Below are 17,500 nucleotides of genomic sequence, written 5' to 3' on the forward strand. Positions count from 1 at the left end.
TGGCGCCGCTCATCCGCTATATCCGCTGATTTGCCGCAAATGCCATAGCCTCAGGAACAACCCGGTCAACTCCCGGTCGAAGGGCCGATACCATTGAGGAAGGTCGGAATGAAGTTATCCGATGGATTTGACGCACGCCGTTTGCGGCCCAAAGGCCAAAGCAACTGGCGTTTTCGATTTGGCGCGGCGATCTCGGCCATTCTGGCGACGTTCGGCGTGCTGCTGGCGATGGCCGGCGCCGCCAGCCTGCTCGGCCGCCCGCCGGCGCTGGGTGACCTGAACGCATCACCGCTGGGCTCGGCAATCATGCTTGCCGTCGGCTTGCTGTTTCTGTATTTCGGCGTTGCCCTGTGGCGCCGCTGCCGCCGTCGCGCACGGCAATCGCGGGAGCTGAACATGTCCCCGCATCTGATGAAAAAACACGACTGACCCAACGGCCTGGCTTTTTGCCGGGCCGTTTTCTGTCGACTTGGGTAAACTGGCCGCCCTTCGCGGAGGCTGACATGCAAGACGACGATTTTTCTCTGTTCAAAAGTGCGATCCAGGGCGTCAAGCCGATCAAGCACGACCGCGCCGACACCGGCAAACCCAAGGCTGACCGCGCGCAGATCGCCAAGCTGCGTCAGTCCGCCACCGTGCGCAGCGACACCACTATCATTGACGGCTTGTCCGACCAGTTCGTGATCGACGTCGGCCCGGAAGACGAGCTGATGTGGTCTCGCGACGGCGTCCAGGAAAGCCAGATGCGCAAGCTCAAGGTCGGGCAGATCCCGTTCGAAGGCAGTCTCGACCTGCACGGCATGAGCGTGGAAAAGGCCCGGGAGACGCTTTGGGCCTTTCTCGCCGAAGCAACCAAATTCGAAATCCGCTGCGTACGCGTGACGCACGGCAAGGCTGTGCGCCTGGATGGCAAGCGGCCGATGATCAAAAGCCACGTCAACACCTGGCTGCGCCAGCATGCGCAAGTGCTCGGTTTCTGCTCGTGCCAGGCCAAACACGGCGGTGCCGGCGCGGTTTATGTGATGCTGAAACGGACGATGATGGAAGGCCGCGACGAATAAAGCCGTCACACCGAACTTGCAGGGTTGTGTCCGCCACCGTACCCTTGCCCTTTGCGAAAATCCCCACAGGTAGTTTCATGTCCCTGGAACAGAATTACACCGCGATTCTCGGCCAATTGGGCGAGGACGTGTCCCGCGAGGGCCTGCTCGACACGCCAAAGCGTGCCGCCAAAGCCATGCAGTACCTCTGCCGCGGTTATGCACAGACGCTCGAAGAGGTCACCAACGGTGCCCTGTTCAGCTCCGACAACAGCGAAATGGTGCTGGTCAAGGACATCGAGCTGTATTCGTTGTGCGAACACCACCTGCTGCCGTTCATCGGCAAGGCGCATGTCGCCTATATCCCGAGCGGCAAAGTGCTGGGCCTGTCGAAGGTTGCGCGGATCGTCGATATGTACGCCCGCCGTCTGCAGATTCAGGAAAACCTCAGCCGCCAGATCGCCGATGCCGTGATGCAAGTCACCGGCGCGCTGGGCGTGGCCGTGGTGATCGAGGCCAAGCACATGTGCATGATGATGCGCGGCGTCGAAAAGCAGAATTCGTCGATGATCACTTCGGTGATGCTCGGTGAATTCCGTGAAAACGCGGCAACCCGTAGCGAATTCCTCAGCCTCATCAAGTAATTCGCAACAGAAAAGAGCCGGCGTTGATCGCCGGTTTTTTTTCGCCCGTGAAAAATCGGGTAAGCTGCGCGCCTTTCTTCATTTGCACCGTGAGGCTTTCAACGTGTTCGTCAAAGCGCTTCGTGTCGGCCTCGGCCAACTGGTTATCTTCATCGATTTCATCACCCGCCCGGGCAAGACAAAACGCCCCGCTGCTGCTCAGGCACAAGTCGACGCTGCCGCGAAAGATCTGACCCTGTATCAATTTCACGCCTGCCCGTTCTGCGTGAAAACCCGCCGCGCCCTGCATCGCCTGAATGTACCGGTGGCGCTGAAAGACGCGAAGAACAACGAGCAGGATCGCCAGACCCTGCTGGAACAGGGTGGCCGGATCAAAGTGCCTTGCCTGCGTATTGAAGAGAACGGGCAAACCACTTGGATGTATGAATCCAAGGTGATTATCGATTATCTGGATAAGCGGTTTGCGGCGGTCTGATGTTAACGGGTTGGAGCGCTAGCCTCCTTCGCGAGCAGGCTCGCACTGACAACGCCGGCCCTTGAGCCGGCGTTTTTGCTAGGCCGCCCTCTCCATCTGCGCCCGCCGCACCACCGCCGCCAACCGCTTCAACCCCTCATCCAGCCGCGCCGGATCAATGTGGCTGAAGTTCAAGCGCAAATGCCCATGATGCTTGTCCGGCTCAGGAAAGAACGGCTCACCGGGCATGAATGCCACATCATTGGCCAACGCCTCATTGAGCAATGACCGGGTGTCCAGCGGTTGCTTCAACGTCAGCCAAAAAAACAGCCCGCCCTGGGGCATGTTCCACTCAGCCAGGCCGGCAAAATGCTCTTCCAGCGCCAACTGAAACGCATCGCGCCGCTGCCGATAGAAATCCCGCAACTCGCTCAAATGCTGTTGATACTTCTGCGAGCCGATCCATTGCAGCGCCTGCCACTGGCCGATGCGATTGGTGTGCAGGTCCGCCGATTGCTTGAGTCTGAGCAGGTGCGGGAACAGATCCGGACTGGCGATCAAGTAACCGACACGCAAACCCGGGAGCAAGGTTTTCGACACGGTGCCGGTGTAGATCCAGCTGGCTTTTTTCAGGCGCGCCGCAATAGGTTTAGCACTGCCACCATCGAAAGTCAGTTCGCGGTACGGCTCGTCTTCAATCAGCGTGACGCCAAATTCATCGAGCAATGCCGCGACTGCGGCGCGCTTGGCCTCGCTGTAGCGCACGGCGGAAGGATTCTGGAAAGTCGGGATCAGGTAGATAAACGCCGGGCGATGTTGTTCCAGACGCTTGCGCAGTTGCGCCAGGTTGGGTCCGTCGGCTTCTTGCGGCACGGTCAGGCAGTCGGCGCCGAACAGCTGGAAGATTTGCAGCGCGGCCAGGTAAGTCGGCGCCTCCAACAGAATTTCCGTGCCCTTGTCGATGTACAGCTTGGCCGCCAGATCCAGGGTTTGCTGCGAGCCGCTGACCACCAGCACCTGACTCGCCTCGCATTCAAGGCCCAGCGCCCTCGCCTCTGCCGCCAGCGCCTCGCGCAAGGCCGGCTCGCCTTCGCTCATGCCGTACTGCCCCAGCGACAGCGGCATCTCGGCCCATTCCACCTTCGGCAACATCGTCTCAGCGGGCAAACCGCCGGCAAACGACATCACCTCTGGACGCTGGGCGGCGGCGAGGATTTCTCGGATCAAAGAACTTTTCAGGCGCGAGACACGTTCGGAAAAAGCCATGGTGGTCACCGTAGCGAGGCAGGTAAAAAATGAGTCAAACTGGTTGACTGAAACTACGACAGCTTGAGCGAGTACATCAACATGGTTGACCTTAAAAACCCCACTAGTCAGCAACAGGCCATGGAAGCGTTTTTCTTCGGCTATCAGGCGTTCACGGCCAAGGCTGATGAAATGCTCGAGCGCCGCGGCCTCTCGCGAGTGCATCAACGCATCGTGTTTTTCATCGCGCGCTATCCGAACCTGAGTGTGAAAGAGTTGCTGGCCCTGCTGGGCGTGAGCAAACAGGCGTTGAACATGCCCCTGCGTCAGTTGCAGGAAATGCATCTGGTCGACAGCGTCGCTTCACAGACGGACAAGCGTAAGCGTCTGCTTGAGCTGACGGCGGAAGGCGCGAAGTTCGAGCAGGCGCTGCGCCGTGAGCAGGTGAAATTGCTTGAGCGGGTGTTTGCCGAGGCAGGGGAAGCGGCGGTGAATGGGTGGTTGGCGGTGAATCTGGCGCTTGGGGGCAGTCAGACGCATCTCGATTGACAGGACCGCCCTCTTCGCGAGCAGGCTCGCTCCCACATGGGAATGCTTTACAAAGGTGGGAGCGAGCCTGCTCGGGAAGCCATCCTGGATGGCCATATATCCCTATCAGCAAAAAAATCGGCGACAAAAACCAAAACAATATTTGCTTTATTTGTACACAAAAGCATAATCCACTGCGTGCGAGTTCCTGACTACACGGTCAACAAATTCGCGTATGCCTCAAAGGGCCGCTGCCACCCCTCATGGGTCCGGCCCTGGAAATAACAATAAAACTCTTGAGGAGTACTCGCTGTGGAAAGCCGCAAATCCGAAGCACCGCCGCTCGAGCTCACGCCGCCATTACGCAATGGCCTGCTGGAGCGTCTGTTCAAACTCAGCTTGCATGGCACCACGGTGAAGACCGAGCTGATTGCCGGTCTGACAACCTTCATCACCATGGCTTACATCATCTTCGTCAACCCGAACATCATGGCCGATGCCGGCATCGATCACGGTGCGGCCTTCGTCGCCACCTGCATCGCCGCCGCGCTCGGCTGCCTGTTGATGGGGCTCTATGCCAATTGGCCGGTCGGCCTGGCGCCGGGCATGGGCCTCAATGCTTTCTTCACCTACACCGTGGTCGGCACCATGGGCTACAACTGGGAAACCGCCCTCGGCGCGGTGTTCGTCTCCGGCGTGCTGTTCATGTTCCTGACCTTTTCGCGGATTCGCGAGTGGCTGCTCAACAGCATTCCGGTCAGCCTGCGGTTTGCCATGGGCGCCGGTGTCGGTCTGTTCCTCGGCCTGATCGGGCTGAAGACTGCCGGCATCGTCGTCGACAGCCCGGCCACCCTGATCAAACTTGGCTCGCTGCGCGAACCCGGTCCGTTGCTCGCCGCGATCTGTTTCCTGATGATCGCGATCCTCAGTTACCACCGCGTGTTCGGTGCGATCCTGATCAGCATCATCACCGTCACCCTCGCCGGTTGGGGCCTGGGTCTGGTCCACTACGAGGGCATCATGTCCGCGCCGCCGAGCCTGGCGCCGACCTGGATGGCAATGAACGTCGCCGGCGTGTTCAACGTCAGCATGATCAGCGTGGTGCTCGCCTTCCTCTTCGTGCACATGTTCGACACCGCCGGCACCTTGATGGGCGTGGCCCAGCGCGCCAACCTTGTCGCCGCTGACGGTCGCATCGAGAACCTTTCCCGAGCCATGAAGGCCGACAGCGCATCCAGCGTATTCGGCGCCGTGGTTGGCGTGCCCCCGGTCACAAGTTACGTGGAAAGTGCCGCCGGCGTAGCCGCTGGTGGTCGGACTGGTCTTACCGCCGTCACCGTGGGTGTGCTATTTATAGCGGCGATGTTTTTCGCACCGCTGGCTGGCATGATTCCCGCTTATGCCACAGCAGGTGCCCTGATTTACGTGGCGATGCTGATGATGGGCGGTATGGCCCACATCGAATGGGACGAAGCGACCGATGCGATTCCGGCGATCGTCACGGCGATCATGATGCCGCTGACCTTCTCCGTCGCCGACGGCATCGCGCTGGGCTTCATCACTTACGTCGCGTTGAAGGCCGGCACCGGCAAGTACAAGGAAATTTCCGTCAGCCTGTGGGTGCTCTGCGCGATCTTCATCGCCAAGTTCATCTTCCTGTAAGCGCTGCGCGGTTCAGGCTTCAAACAGCCTCACCCTCACCGGTGGGGCTTTTGCACATCTCGATAACAACAAAGGAGCAAAACGATGAGTCTGGAAACCTGGCTGCTGTTCAGTGGCGCTGCACTGGTGGTGATCCTGATCCCGGGACCGCTGTCCTTGCTGATGATCAGCAACAGTCTCAATTACGGTTTACGCAGGTCGTACCCCGCATTCCTCGGCGGGGTGATTGCCTCGATCTGCCTGCTCAGCGCTTCGGCACTAGGGCTTGGCGCGTTGCTGCTGGCTTCGGAGCAGTTGTTCAGCGCACTGAAAATCGTCGGCGCGCTGTACCTGTTCTACCTCGCCTGGCAGAGCTGGCAGCAATCGCGACAGCCATCCACGGGCGCCGAAGTACCCGAGGCTGCACCGGTGCCGCGTTTTCGCACATTGTTCGGACGCGCTTTTGTACTGGGTGCGAGCAATCCGAAGGACATTCTGTTTTTCGCCGCGTTTCTGCCGCAATTTCTCCGCGCAGACCAACCTTTTATGCCGCAATTGCTGATCATGATCGCGACCTGGGTGGTGCTTGATCTGTGCTGCAAACTTGCCTACGGCCTGGGCGCCCACGGCGCCGCTCGTTATCTGCGCAGCGGCAAAGGCCAGAGTTGGTTCAATCGGGTCAGTGCCGGACTGTTTGGTGGTGCTGGCGCTGCCTCGTTGCTTGGCAGCCACTGACTGAAAAGCGCCACTATTGATTATCCTGCCGGAATGGATCTCGGGCAGGATCATGTTGTTCATGAATCAATTAAGTGCAACATCCAATCCCTGATATGCAATAGATAGCAACAACCCATCGATATACAGGTCTCGAAAGGCCAACGTAATATCCTTGGCCTTAACAACAATTGCCGGAACAAGGAAGTTCTAATGGCCACACTTATACGCGAAGCAACAGCACAAACCGACCCTGCAATACATACGGACACGCAACCTGTGTCCGATATGGTCGTAGTCATGGATCTGGGCTACGAATCCAACGAATACAAGTCCTCTACCATCGATCAGCGTCAGACCAATGAAAAATCGAGTCAATTGCAAATGGCGGACGATATATTCGGCCCCTTGGAAATTGGCGATATTTCGATCACTCGTACAGCGCTCGACGAACTGGGCGCGACCATTGATGGTCAGCGGTTGAATGGCAAAAACAGCTTCTTTCGCCGACCCAAATCCTCTTTTATCAATGGCCTGCAGTTCGATGCCAATAAAGTTGAACACTTTCTGAAGACCTCAACGGGCAACGATAGCTACTTGTTACCCACGCTCTTGTTTGAAATGGCCAGCCAGCGCCCGCTTACCGCCCCTCAGCTATTGCGGGCGAACAATGCCAATGAAAAGGTATCCGGCAATTATCGCGACAAACTGGCAAGACTTCTAAGTGCAGCACAGACGCTCGATCTGCAACATGTGCATGTTCCCACGCATCATCCCCGATGGGCGCAATTGACCAAAAGCTACGCGACGCTGGGCTCCAGCCTGGGGATTCAGGGTTTCGGCATTTTCATGGGGATTCGCGGCGTGATCGATGCGATCAAAGCCGATAACCGGGCTGAAGTAGCGATAAACAGCGCGGGCATTGCATCGGAGCTGGCCTCCATCGCGGCCGATGTCACGGTCAGTAAAATAGCCACGCAAATGCTCACGGCCGGGCAGATTGCTTACCGGGACTTCGCCAGAACACGCTTCGCCCTCAGACTGGGTCGATCGGGAGGTTTGGTCGGCGGCATGCTGACGCTACCCTTCGACATCTATACCGCCGTCAGGTCCATAAATGCCGCTGAGAATGCCACCGGCAAGGAGGCTATGGATCATTACGTCAGCGCTGGCCTCAGCATTACCAGTGCAGCCATGACTGTCGTCCTCGGCACTGCCGCGATGGCCGGGTTCTCGCTTGCCGGCCCCGTCGGACTTGCAGCCGGCGCGATTCTCGCCATTGGCTCGCAGGTCTACGGTGCGGTACGTATCGTTGACGATATAGATGACTACATCGAATTGACCGTCGATGAACGGTGGCGTAGCGGATGGTTTTCGTTCTGCATGATGGACGTCGATGAAAGCGTCCAAAACCGCTATATCAAAGCCAAAACGCTACTTCAACACTCATTGCAGTTAAAAAAGACCGCGAGAACGTTACTCGATGGCCCCTTGAAAGAAAGCACCGAAGCCATCGTCAATGGCAAGTTTGATGTACGCCTGAAACCAACGCGGGTGTGGAAGCGAAACTGGTGGACGAAACAGGATGCGTGGGAGTCGGTCAATGTTCCTGAAGTGGTCGGCACCGATGACAACATTGATGCAAGCGCAGGGGTTACAAAAGATACACCCGGCGCGGAATTGGGAGTTGCAGCAGAGGGCAAGCACATTCTCTGGTTTCTCAGCGAGGGCAACGACTCGATCAAAGGTGTAGAAAAAAAGCCCAACACTTTCCATTACAAATCAGGAAAAAAACAACTGTCGGGCGGGGAGGGAAATGATCAGTTCCTGTTTGAGAACGCAGCCGACTTCCTCGAAAAGGATAGTCATGTCACAGAGCATTCCACGCTGAGCGGAGGCGCAGGAAATGACACACTGGTACTCGGCGGCAATTACTCCTCTCGTGATACGAACAGAACTGGCTATGACATAGATTTGCTGGCCGGAACATTGCAGATCATCACTAGCGATGTCGATACCGACAATAACAAGATATCCATCCTGCACAGTTTGCTGGACAGTATCGAAAATATCGAAACAGTTCATCGCGCAGCAAGCGTAGTAACCGGCACTGCGCAAAACAACGTCATCAAATCACGGGGCAGTGACATCATTGAAGCTGGCGCCGGAGACGATCAGATATTCCTCTCCCACGAAAAAGCCAAAGCGTCGGGAGGCGCCGGTGCGGATCAATATTACATTGCGCATGTCGCTGGCAGTTTTTCAATCGTCGACGATGGCGAACAGATCAGCTATATCGTCATGAATTGGCGCAAGGATCTGATTGAGTCCTGGGATATCGAGGGCAATGACTTGGTCATCCGCTCAGGCTTCGAAATTCATGACAATCCCAAAAACGTATTGACCATTCATGATGTTTACAAGAAAAACGAAGACGCAAGAAAGCTGAGCAACAAAAACCTGATTTTCATAACCAGTGATGATTGCTATTTCAGACTTGACCTGCCTGAAACAATCCCGGATGGCCACACCGCTGATATACCTGAAATTTTCATCAAACGTGGGAAACCGGTAACACCGATCATTATTTATGCGCCGGAATGCTGGATCCGACACCGCAAGGATGCGAGCTATTACGTACCGAGAACCGGAAAGAGCACCACTTTTTACGCAGTTTTACGTTCAGATGTCATAACCAGGATCTATCTGGATTTCAACAGTGATGAGCTGACAAAAGCCGAGGCGCATTTTTTCTCAGACAAACCCAAATCCTATCGATTGACTGTCGGCTGCCATCTCGTCTATCACTTCGGCGCAAAGACCATCAAGCTGAATTATTATTCGGCTGCGCGTAGCGAAGACGATCACGACAATATTACGAAAATCCTGCGAACCATGGCCGTTCGACCGTTCGGCCGTTATGTGCTGATTTTCAAGGACGGTGTCGTTGCAAACGCTGGCCTTACAGCGGAAACCGACATCCCGCCTGCCTTCACTGACTTCTCGGTATCGAGGGATTGGGTGACCCAGATCAAAGTGCCTCTCAAGACTCGCTCTCGGCGCGACTTTTATGCCCTGCCTGAGAAAAAGGGTTACCCGCTTGACGGTACAACGGGTTGCTTAGGGCCTATACCAATGGCCGTGCAAACCAGCATGGACCCCTATGAAGGCGCGGGTGGAACTTATCTCATCCACGTCCTCCCTGACATGACAATCAAACTCTCGACGCCTGGCGCGCTCGCCAATGCCAAAGAGCGGCTTCCCTGCTCGTCCACGTGGGAACTTGATGCAACGCAGCTCGGCGAGGTCGAAATAAAACTGGAAGAAAACCGGCTCTCCATCGGCACTACCACTTTTTATCTGCCTGTCTATGGAAGCGAGGATTTGATAGACCAGATCCGCGTTATCACCACCGGTGGAGTTGTGCATACAGTCGACCTGGTCTTTGACCGTGTTTACCTGGATGGTCTCGATGCACGTTTTTTCGAAGAGCCTGACGCTTCCAAAGCACTGCCGCAAGCTCTTGCGGCATTGGCCAACGACGAAGTCAAAGTCCGGAACATCATTTGCCTCAACGACCAGACCGCGCGCGTGGGCTACAACTTTGCCGCGCATGGCTGGGTATTGCGTGCCGACAAATCCCGCATCGAAAAGTCTGCTTTAAGGGTGGTGAATCGCTGCAACCACCAAACCAACATTTTCGGCCCCGTTTCTGTGATGAAAGTGCCTCCCGCGTAATTCGCCGGTCGTTCGTCAATAAACCCATTTTTTCGAGCGTTGCTGTCTACGCGGCACTTGTACGCGTCTGCGCGCTCTTTTACCGAGCATTCCCCATGGCCAAGTCACCCAAAAAAGTCCCTGCAGTAAAACCACCCGATGCCCCCGATGCTGGACATTCCGGCTCACCGCCTCTCGTCAGCCGTATGGGCCTGGACATGCCTGACGCCCTGCTTCTGGGCATCGATTTACCGGCCGTCAGTCAAGCGGCAAGCACATCTGCCGCAGCCAGCACACTGCCCACGGTTACTGTTCACGCCTTGCCGGATGCAACGGAGAACTTCAGCGCCACTCGTAACGCAATCGCCTGGCCGCAGGAGCGTTTTCACGAACTGGTGCCAGTGGCGCAGAACGATGGCTTGTTCACCGGGCCGGATCAGCGCACGTACGCTCAGATCGCTGATGAAGGCCAGTTCGTCGTCGAGCAGGACGGGCATGGCAATTATCATGTGCCTCTGACCTTTGCACCCGGAGTGCCCGGCCTGCCCCTGTCACGACTCGAGGGTCAGACGACCTGGCAGATACGGCGACCCGAGAGGCTATCCAACCGGCCTGCATCCGCCACCCCCAACCTGCCCTCATACATCTCGCCGGCCGACGCCATCACGCTGACCAAGCCCGAACTGGCAACGGAGGGCCTTCGATACAACAGGCTCAGGCAGACCTTCGTAACGACGGTGGACGGCACGGTCATGGTGCGCAAAAACAAGGATGGCGAATACCAACAAGCGTTTGCCTCGACGAGCAATGCACCCGACGTTTTCTTCGAGCAAATCCCCGGCACTGTTTTCTGGCGACAAAAACCGCCCGGGGCGAAGCCATCCGAAACGCAGGCCCAATCCAGCCAGCCAGGCGAACAGACCGACCAGGCAACACCTGGCCCGAGCAAGCGTCCCCGACTTGCCGAAGCCGCAGAGACGCTAACCGCGTCGACAGCCAAGCCGTCCTCCGACAACGACCAGACGCCGTATTTCTGGCTTCCCTGGGGGCATCTGAACATACCTGCGCACACCGAATCGGTACAGCTTGGCTGGCTGCATTATCCAATCGTTCCGGTTGGCTCGAATACGGCGCCCACAGTCTATTTCGTATGTCATCCAGAGTTTTTCCCGAGCGGTTTCGACGCTTTCGAGAACATGCTGATAAACACGCCCGAGCGACAGCCGGTAGCGACTTTTCGCATCGGCAGTGATCCGGGTGAAGTCCATCCGGGCAAACGCTTTTTCGAAGAACCGATAGCAACGTCCGTGGCTCGCGCGTTCCCTGATTTTTCGCAAGCGACAGCGAGAGCCGTTGCCCGCAGGTTATTCGAACTCGCCGATCATTCCCCAACGATTACCGGCACCGGCCTGATCAACGTTCAGGCCGTCTTGCATCAATGGAAACAACTGCCGTTTTCCACAGCACCTGATTTTGCCGACCCGCTGAATATGCTCGCCATAGCGCCGGACATCGACTTGGGGGGCAAGCGGCTTATCCCGATGCCTTCCCAGACCGACAGCGAATTGCAACGCCTGACCTTTGATCCACAGCACTTCTCCTCCGCCTGGAATCATTACAAGACCTATCCATCAGATCTGAATCTGCGGCGATTGCTCGGCGCGTTGCTGGTCGGCTGTGGTTACGAGCTGTTTCCACTGACTTATGAGCACAGAATGCCGACGCTGGTATTCAAACGAGCCGGCCACGATCAAATCTTCTTTTTGAAACTGGGAGCAATCAGTCAAGCCGGCCTGACTCACGTTCCTGGCAACGAACTGACGGAACCGAGCTTACCTGCCAGAATCGGTCAGGACGCCTTCACCGCACTGACCGATGCAGCGACGCGGAACAGGGTGGTATGGCTGATAGGAGGCGTATTGAAGGTCGCGTCCACGCCAGACTCGGTGTTCATTATTCGCGAGCGCTGATCCGAGACTCGACTGCGCCGGCAGTTGCGCCGTAAACATGCATAAAAAAAGCCCGCAGTGTGAGCGGGCGAAAGACCAAAGAAGCTATATGCGCAGTCGCTTCCCGGTGGGGGCAGCTGCTTGGGGGTCAGCTGCCCCGATATGTGGAATAGCTGTAAGGCGAAATCAGCAGGGGTACGTGGTAGTGCTCCTGCTCGGCGGAAATGCCGAAACGCAGTACGACGACATCGAGAAACGCCGGCTCGGGCAGTTGTACGCCACGGGCGCGGTAGTAATCGCCGGCATGGAACTGCACCTGATAAACCCCGGTGCGATAATCGTCGCCTTGCAGCAACGGCGCATCGACCCGGCCATCGCTGTTGGTTGTCGCACTGGCGACCAATTCCAGGTGCGACCCTTCAACGCGGTACAGCTCGACCTTGATCGAGCTGCCCGGGCAACCGTGTGCAGCGTCCAAAACGTGTGTTGTCAAACGTCCCATTGATTCTGCGCGCCCGGCCGCAACAAGCGGTCAGACTTCGCGCCTCCCGAAGTCAGTTGAAAAGGAGACCGCACCGTTTCGGAGCATGAAACGCTGCGGCGAGTGACTGATTAAGACACTTTTCAAAAAAATTGTACACAATAAAAACGACATTTTTCGCTTCACCCCCGCCATCCGGGCGTTTATCGCCAATCAACCAGCAAAGCGCCTGATCATTGAACCTTCTATTCATTAGCTGACTGGTCAGGCAGGTTTCTTGCAGGCTGGAACCGTTAGCAGCAAAAGATGACGGCCGGTGAAAAATGCGAAAATTCAGGCTTACAAAATGTAAATAAAGTTGTATACAATCAGCCCATCGCTGTGACGCCAGCCTGCCAGGCCGCCACACCAATCTGTCAACGTACAAGAAGGAAGACTGCAGTGAGCGCTGACTACCCACGCGACCTGATCGGTTACGGCAGTAACCCTCCTCACCCACACTGGCCGGGTAATGCCCGGATCGCCCTGTCCTTCGTACTCAATTACGAGGAAGGTGGCGAGCGCAACATTCTGCACGGCGACAAGGAATCCGAAGCCTTCCTGTCTGAAATGGTCGCCGCTCAGCCGCTGCAAGGCGCGCGCAACATGAGCATGGAATCGCTTTACGAGTATGGCAGCCGCGCCGGCGTCTGGCGGATTCTGAAGCTGTTCAAGGAATTCGACATTCCGCTGACCATTTTCGCCGTGGCCATGGCCGCCCAGCGTCACCCCGACGTGATCCGTGCGATGGTCGAGGCCGGCCACGAGATCTGCAGCCACGGCTATCGCTGGATCGACTACCAGTACATGGACGAAGCGCAGGAACGCGAGCACATGCTCGAAGCGATCCGCATCCTCACCGAACTGACCGGCGAACGTCCGCTGGGCTGGTACACCGGCCGCACCGGGCCGAACACCCGTCGCCTGGTGATGGAAGAAGGCGGTTTCCTCTACGACTGCGACACCTACGACGACGACCTGCCCTACTGGGAACCGAACAACCCGACCGGCAAACCGCATCTGGTGATCCCGTACACCCTCGACACCAACGACATGCGCTTCACGCAAGTGCAGGGTTTCAACAAGGGTGACGATTTCTTCGAATACCTCAAAGACGCGTTCGACGTGCTCTACGCCGAAGGTGCCGAGGCGCCGAAGATGCTTTCGATCGGTCTGCACTGCCGCCTGATCGGCCGTCCTGGTCGCCTCGCTTCGCTCAAGCGCTTTATCGAATACGCCAAAAGTCATGAACAGGTGTGGTTCAGCCGTCGCGTTGACATCGCGCGTCACTGGCAAGAAACCCACCCGTACCAAGGGACTGCAAAATGAGCCGCTTTCAAACCCTGCAACCGTCGACCCTGAGCCGCGACGCTTTCGTCAAAGCCTTCGCCGACATCTACGAACATTCGCCATGGGTGGCCGAAAAGGCCTACGACCTCGGTGCGGACGCTTCGATCGACGAGATCGAAACCCTGCATCAGCGCATGAGCGATATCCTGTTGAGCGCCGATCGTGCCAGCCAGCTGGCCCTGATCAACGCTCACCCGGACCTGGCCGGCAAAGCTGCCGTCCAGGGCCAACTGACCGAAGCCAGCACCAATGAACAGGCTGGCGCCGGTATTCACCAATGCACGGCCGAAGAGTTCCAGCGCTTCACCGAGCTGAACGACGCCTACAAAGCCAAGTTCAAGTTTCCCTTCATCATGGCGGTAAAAGGCAGCAACCGGCATCAGATCCTCGCGGCGTTCGAAACGCGCATCAACAATTCGGTGGAAGCCGAGTTCAAATGCGCGCTGGCGGAGATCAACAAGATTGCCCTGTTCCGTTTACTGACTCTTTAGCAAGCCTGGCCCGAGCGTGAATGAACGCGCAAACGCCCAGGGCCCTGCGAGCATCCCCAGCCACTAATTCAAAGGCAGACAAGAAGAATGAAAGCTTACGCCGTACCTTTCGAAAAATACGTCAACCTGGCCGACGCCCGTCTGGGCACCAAGATCATTTCGGTCACCGATGACTGGTTCGCAGACGCCAATCGTCTGTTCCAACCGACCCCGGCCGTATGGAAGGAGGGCGTGTTCGATGACAACGGCAAGTGGATGGACGGCTGGGAGTCGCGCCGCAAGCGCTTCGAAGGTTTCGACAGCGCGGTGATCCGTCTGGGCGTACCGGGCTCGATCAAAGGCGTGGACATCGACACTTCATTCTTCACCGGCAACTACCCGCCATCGGCCTCGCTGGAAGCGTGCTTCCTGGCCTCGGGCGAACCGGATGAAAACACCCAGTGGACCGAAGTGCTGTCGGCCGTCGAGCTGCAGGGCAACAGCCATCACTACCATGAAATCAGCAACGACAAAGCGTTCAGCCACCTGCGCTTCAACATCTACCCGGACGGTGGTGTTGCCCGTCTGCGCGTATACGGCATTCCGTTCCGCGACTGGTCCGCTGTGGGCGACAACGAGCAAGTGGACTTGGCAGCAGCCCTTAACGGTGGCCGCGCTCTCGCCTGCTCGGACGAACACTTCGGCCGCATGAGCAACATCCTCAACCCGGGCCGTGGCATCAACATGGGCGACGGCTGGGAAACCGCGCGTCGTCGCACGCCGGGCAATGACTGGGTGATCGTGGCCCTGGGTCATCCGGGCGAGATCGAGAAGATCGTCGTCGACACCCTGCACTTCAAAGGCAACTACCCGGACACTTGCTCGATCCAGGGCGCGTTCGTGAAAGGTGGAACTGACAGCCAGATCGAAACCCAGTCGCTGTTCTGGCGCGAACTGCTGCCAAGCCAGAAGCTGGAAATGCACGCCGAACACACCTTCGTCGAGCAGATCAAGGCACTCGGCCCGATCACCCACATCCGCCTGAACGTGTTCCCGGATGGTGGCGTGAGTCGCCTGCGTGTACTCGGCAAGGTCGCTAAATAGGGTTGAACCCGTTCGCGAGCAGGCTCGCTCCCACAGGGAATAGCATTCCAAAGGTGGGAGCGAGCCTGCTCGCGAAAGCGTCAGAACCAACAAAACAGAATTCGGAAAAGAAGAACAGCATGCGCACACTGACGATTGAACCGCTGACCAAAGAAGCCTTCGCCCCTTTCGGTGACGTGATCGAAACCGACGGCAGCGATCACTTCATGATCAACAACGGTTCGACCATGCGCTTCCACAAACTGGCGACGGTCGAAACCGCGACGCCTGAGGACAACGCAATCATCAGCATTTTCCGCGCCGACGCGCAGGACATGCCGCTGACCGTTTGCATGCTGGAACGCCATCCGCTGGGCAGCCAGGCTTTCATTCCGCTGCTCGGCAACCCCTTTCTGATCGTGGTCGCGCCAGTTGGCGATGCACCTGTATCAGGCTTGGTCCGCGCCTTCGTCACCAACGGCAGGCAGGGCATCAATTACCATCGCGGCGTCTGGCACCACCCGGTGCTGACGATCGAAAAGCGGGATGACTTCCTGGTGGTTGATCGCAGTGGCACAGGCAATAACTGCGATGAGCATTTTTTCAAAGAGGATGAGCGGTTGATCCTCGCCCCCCACCAATAAGAGAAGGTCTGATCACTCGACAACAAGAGTGACAGGCGAGAGGTAAAGACTGTGGAAGCACATCTGTTGGAATGGCTGAACCTGAGCGTGCGCTGGGTTCACATGATCACTGGCGTGGCCTGGATCGGCGCGTCGTTCTACTTCGTCTGGCTGGAGAACAACCTCAACCGCGTCAACCCGAAAACCGGTCTGGCCGGTGATCTGTGGGCGATCCACGGCGGCGGCATCTACCACCTGGAAAAATACAAACTGGCCCCACCGTCCATGCCGGACAATCTGCACTGGTTCAAGTGGGAAGCCTACTTCACCTGGATGTCGGGGATCGCGCTGCTGTGCGTGGTGTTCTACTCAAATCCGGTGCTCTACCTCGTGGCACCCGGCAGTGGCCTCAGCGGTCCTGAAGGCGTGGCCATCGGTATCGGCTCGCTGATCGTCGGCTGGTTCGTCTACGACTTCCTCTGCGATTCGGCCCTGGGCAAGAAACCCGCCCTGCTCGGCTTCATCCTGTTCGTGCTGATCATTGCCGCCGCCTATGGCTTCAGCAAAGTGTTCAGCGGTCGTGGTGCGTACCTGCACGTCGGCGCGATCATCGGCACCATCATGGTCGGCAACGTGTTCCGCATCATCATGCCGGCGCAACGGGCACTGGTTGCTGCGATTGCCGAGAACCGTACGCCGGATCCGGCCCTGCCGGCCAAAGGCTTGCTGCGTTCGCGTCACAACAACTACTTCACCCTGCCAGTGCTGTTCATCATGATCAGCAACCACTTCCCGAGCACTTACGGCAGCCAGTACAACTGGTTGATCCTCGCCGGGATCGCGGTGTTGGCGGTATTGGTGCGTCACTACTTCAACACCCGTCACGACAGCCACAAGTTTGCCTGGACCCTGCCGGTGGCAGCGGTGGGCATGATCTGCCTGGCCTACGTCACCGGCCCGACGCCGATGTCGACTGCACCTGAAGTGGCCAAGGCACCGGCGAAAATCGAGTACCAACCGCTGCCGGAAACGGCACTGGGTGGTGGCGCGAAACCGGCCGAAGCGGCGCAACCTGCGGCACCCGCTGCCCCTGCGGCGGCGCCCGCGCAAGCCTCGAATGCCGACCCCGGTTTCGACAAAGTGCACAACGTGATTCAAGAGCGTTGCACGGTGTGCCACTCGTCCAAGCCGACCAGCCCGTTGTTCAGCGCAGCCCCGGCCGGTGTGATGTTCGACACCCCCGAGCAGATCCGCCAGAACGCCGCGCGCATTCAGGCGCAAGCCATCACCACGCAGATCATGCCACTGGGCAACATCACCCAGATGACCCAGCAGGAACGTGACCTGATCGGTGCCTGGATTGCCCAGGGAGCGCAAACCAATTAATCGTTAAAAGCATCGCGAGCAGGCTCACGCCTACAGAGATCCTGTGGGAGCGAGCCTGCTCGCGAATGGCCGCCGCAACGCGGTTTCCCCTGATGCAAAGAAACAGCTGCAAGCAACCCGGCAGCTGTTAATCACA

The 17,500-nt window shown here is 57.7% G+C and carries 16 protein-coding genes; 14 read left to right on the forward strand and 2 right to left on the reverse strand.

Going from position 1 to position 17,500, the window contains the following annotated elements; genetic code table 11:
• Positions 1-108 precede the first annotated feature (108 nt).
• The 4 genes from AC0IXA_RS22985 to AC0IXA_RS23000 all read left to right on the forward strand — a co-directional run bounded on the left by AC0IXA_RS22985 (position 109) and on the right by AC0IXA_RS23000 (position 2,159).
• Positions 109-429 (forward strand): hypothetical protein, encoded by a 321-nt coding sequence (locus AC0IXA_RS22985; protein WP_016773771.1) that lies wholly within the window; start codon positions 109-111, stop codon positions 427-429.
• 74 nt (positions 430-503) lie between these two features.
• Positions 504-1,061 carry a Smr/MutS family protein gene (locus AC0IXA_RS22990; RefSeq protein ID WP_071171525.1) on the forward strand — a complete coding sequence of 186 codons (558 nt, stop codon included), beginning with the start codon at positions 504-506 and terminating at the stop codon, positions 1,059-1,061.
• Between the two features lie 77 nt (positions 1,062-1,138).
• Positions 1,139-1,684 carry a GTP cyclohydrolase I FolE gene (gene folE, locus AC0IXA_RS22995; RefSeq protein WP_016773769.1) on the forward strand — a complete coding sequence of 182 codons (546 nt, stop codon included), beginning with the start codon at positions 1,139-1,141 and terminating at the stop codon, positions 1,682-1,684.
• Positions 1,685-1,787: 103 nt separating this feature from the next.
• Positions 1,788-2,159, forward strand: a complete 372-nt coding sequence (locus tag AC0IXA_RS23000; protein WP_041479340.1) for a glutathione S-transferase N-terminal domain-containing protein — start codon at positions 1,788-1,790, stop codon at positions 2,157-2,159.
• A 78-nt stretch (positions 2,160-2,237) separates the two neighbouring features.
• Here AC0IXA_RS23000 and AC0IXA_RS23005 read toward each other — a convergent pair whose 3' ends face one another.
• Positions 2,238-3,404 (reverse strand): aminotransferase-like domain-containing protein, encoded by a 1,167-nt coding sequence (locus tag AC0IXA_RS23005; protein ID WP_471814548.1) that lies wholly within the window; start codon positions 3,402-3,404, stop codon positions 2,238-2,240.
• Between the two features lie 81 nt (positions 3,405-3,485).
• Here AC0IXA_RS23005 and AC0IXA_RS23010 point away from each other — a divergent pair, with 81 nt between their 5' ends.
• From AC0IXA_RS23010 to AC0IXA_RS23030, 5 genes are all read left to right on the forward strand, one after another.
• A complete protein-coding gene (locus AC0IXA_RS23010; RefSeq protein WP_471814549.1) occupies positions 3,486-3,932 on the forward strand; it encodes a MarR family winged helix-turn-helix transcriptional regulator in 447 nt (148 codons plus the stop codon).
• Positions 3,933-4,223: 291 nt separating this feature from the next.
• Positions 4,224-5,573, forward strand: coding sequence for an NCS2 family permease (locus AC0IXA_RS23015; RefSeq protein WP_024012217.1), 1,350 nt, complete (start codon positions 4,224-4,226; stop codon positions 5,571-5,573).
• Positions 5,574-5,657: 84 nt separating this feature from the next.
• Positions 5,658-6,287, forward strand: coding sequence for a LysE family translocator (locus AC0IXA_RS23020; protein ID WP_122602859.1), 630 nt, complete (start codon positions 5,658-5,660; stop codon positions 6,285-6,287).
• Between the two features lie 192 nt (positions 6,288-6,479).
• Positions 6,480-10,004 (forward strand): calcium-binding protein, encoded by a 3,525-nt coding sequence (locus AC0IXA_RS23025; RefSeq protein WP_471814550.1) that lies wholly within the window; start codon positions 6,480-6,482, stop codon positions 10,002-10,004.
• 95 nt (positions 10,005-10,099) lie between these two features.
• On the forward strand, positions 10,100-11,953 hold the full coding sequence (locus AC0IXA_RS23030; RefSeq protein WP_471814551.1) for a hypothetical protein: 1,854 nt from the start codon (positions 10,100-10,102) through the stop codon (positions 11,951-11,953).
• A gap of 127 nt (positions 11,954-12,080) precedes the next feature.
• Here the strand turns inward: AC0IXA_RS23030 and uraH are convergent, their stop codons facing one another.
• On the reverse strand, positions 12,081-12,434 hold the full coding sequence (uraH, locus tag AC0IXA_RS23035; RefSeq protein WP_041479332.1) for a hydroxyisourate hydrolase: 354 nt from the start codon (positions 12,432-12,434) through the stop codon (positions 12,081-12,083).
• Between the two features lie 420 nt (positions 12,435-12,854).
• On the opposite strand from uraH, the gene puuE reads away from it, so the two are divergent.
• The 5 genes from puuE to AC0IXA_RS23060 all read left to right on the forward strand — a co-directional run bounded on the left by puuE (position 12,855) and on the right by AC0IXA_RS23060 (position 17,364).
• Positions 12,855-13,781, forward strand: a complete 927-nt coding sequence (gene puuE, locus AC0IXA_RS23040) for an allantoinase PuuE (RefSeq protein WP_024012213.1) — start codon at positions 12,855-12,857, stop codon at positions 13,779-13,781.
• Entirely contained in the window at positions 13,778-14,293 is a 516-nt protein-coding gene (gene uraD, locus AC0IXA_RS23045) for a 2-oxo-4-hydroxy-4-carboxy-5-ureidoimidazoline decarboxylase (protein WP_471814552.1), read from the forward strand. Before puuE ends, uraD begins: the two co-directional genes overlap by 4 nt.
• Positions 14,294-14,380: 87 nt before the next feature.
• A complete protein-coding gene (gene alc, locus AC0IXA_RS23050) occupies positions 14,381-15,376 on the forward strand; it encodes an allantoicase (protein ID WP_016773759.1) in 996 nt (331 codons plus the stop codon).
• A gap of 119 nt (positions 15,377-15,495) precedes the next feature.
• Complete coding sequence (locus AC0IXA_RS23055) at positions 15,496-15,999, forward strand: ureidoglycolate lyase (RefSeq protein ID WP_039763801.1); 504 nt, start codon at positions 15,496-15,498, stop codon at positions 15,997-15,999.
• Between the two features lie 51 nt (positions 16,000-16,050).
• Positions 16,051-17,364, forward strand: a complete 1,314-nt coding sequence (locus tag AC0IXA_RS23060; RefSeq protein WP_471814553.1) for a urate hydroxylase PuuD — start codon at positions 16,051-16,053, stop codon at positions 17,362-17,364.
• Positions 17,365-17,500 lie beyond the last annotated feature (136 nt).

The sequence above is a fragment of the Pseudomonas sp. AC083 genome, from assembly GCF_979253165.1.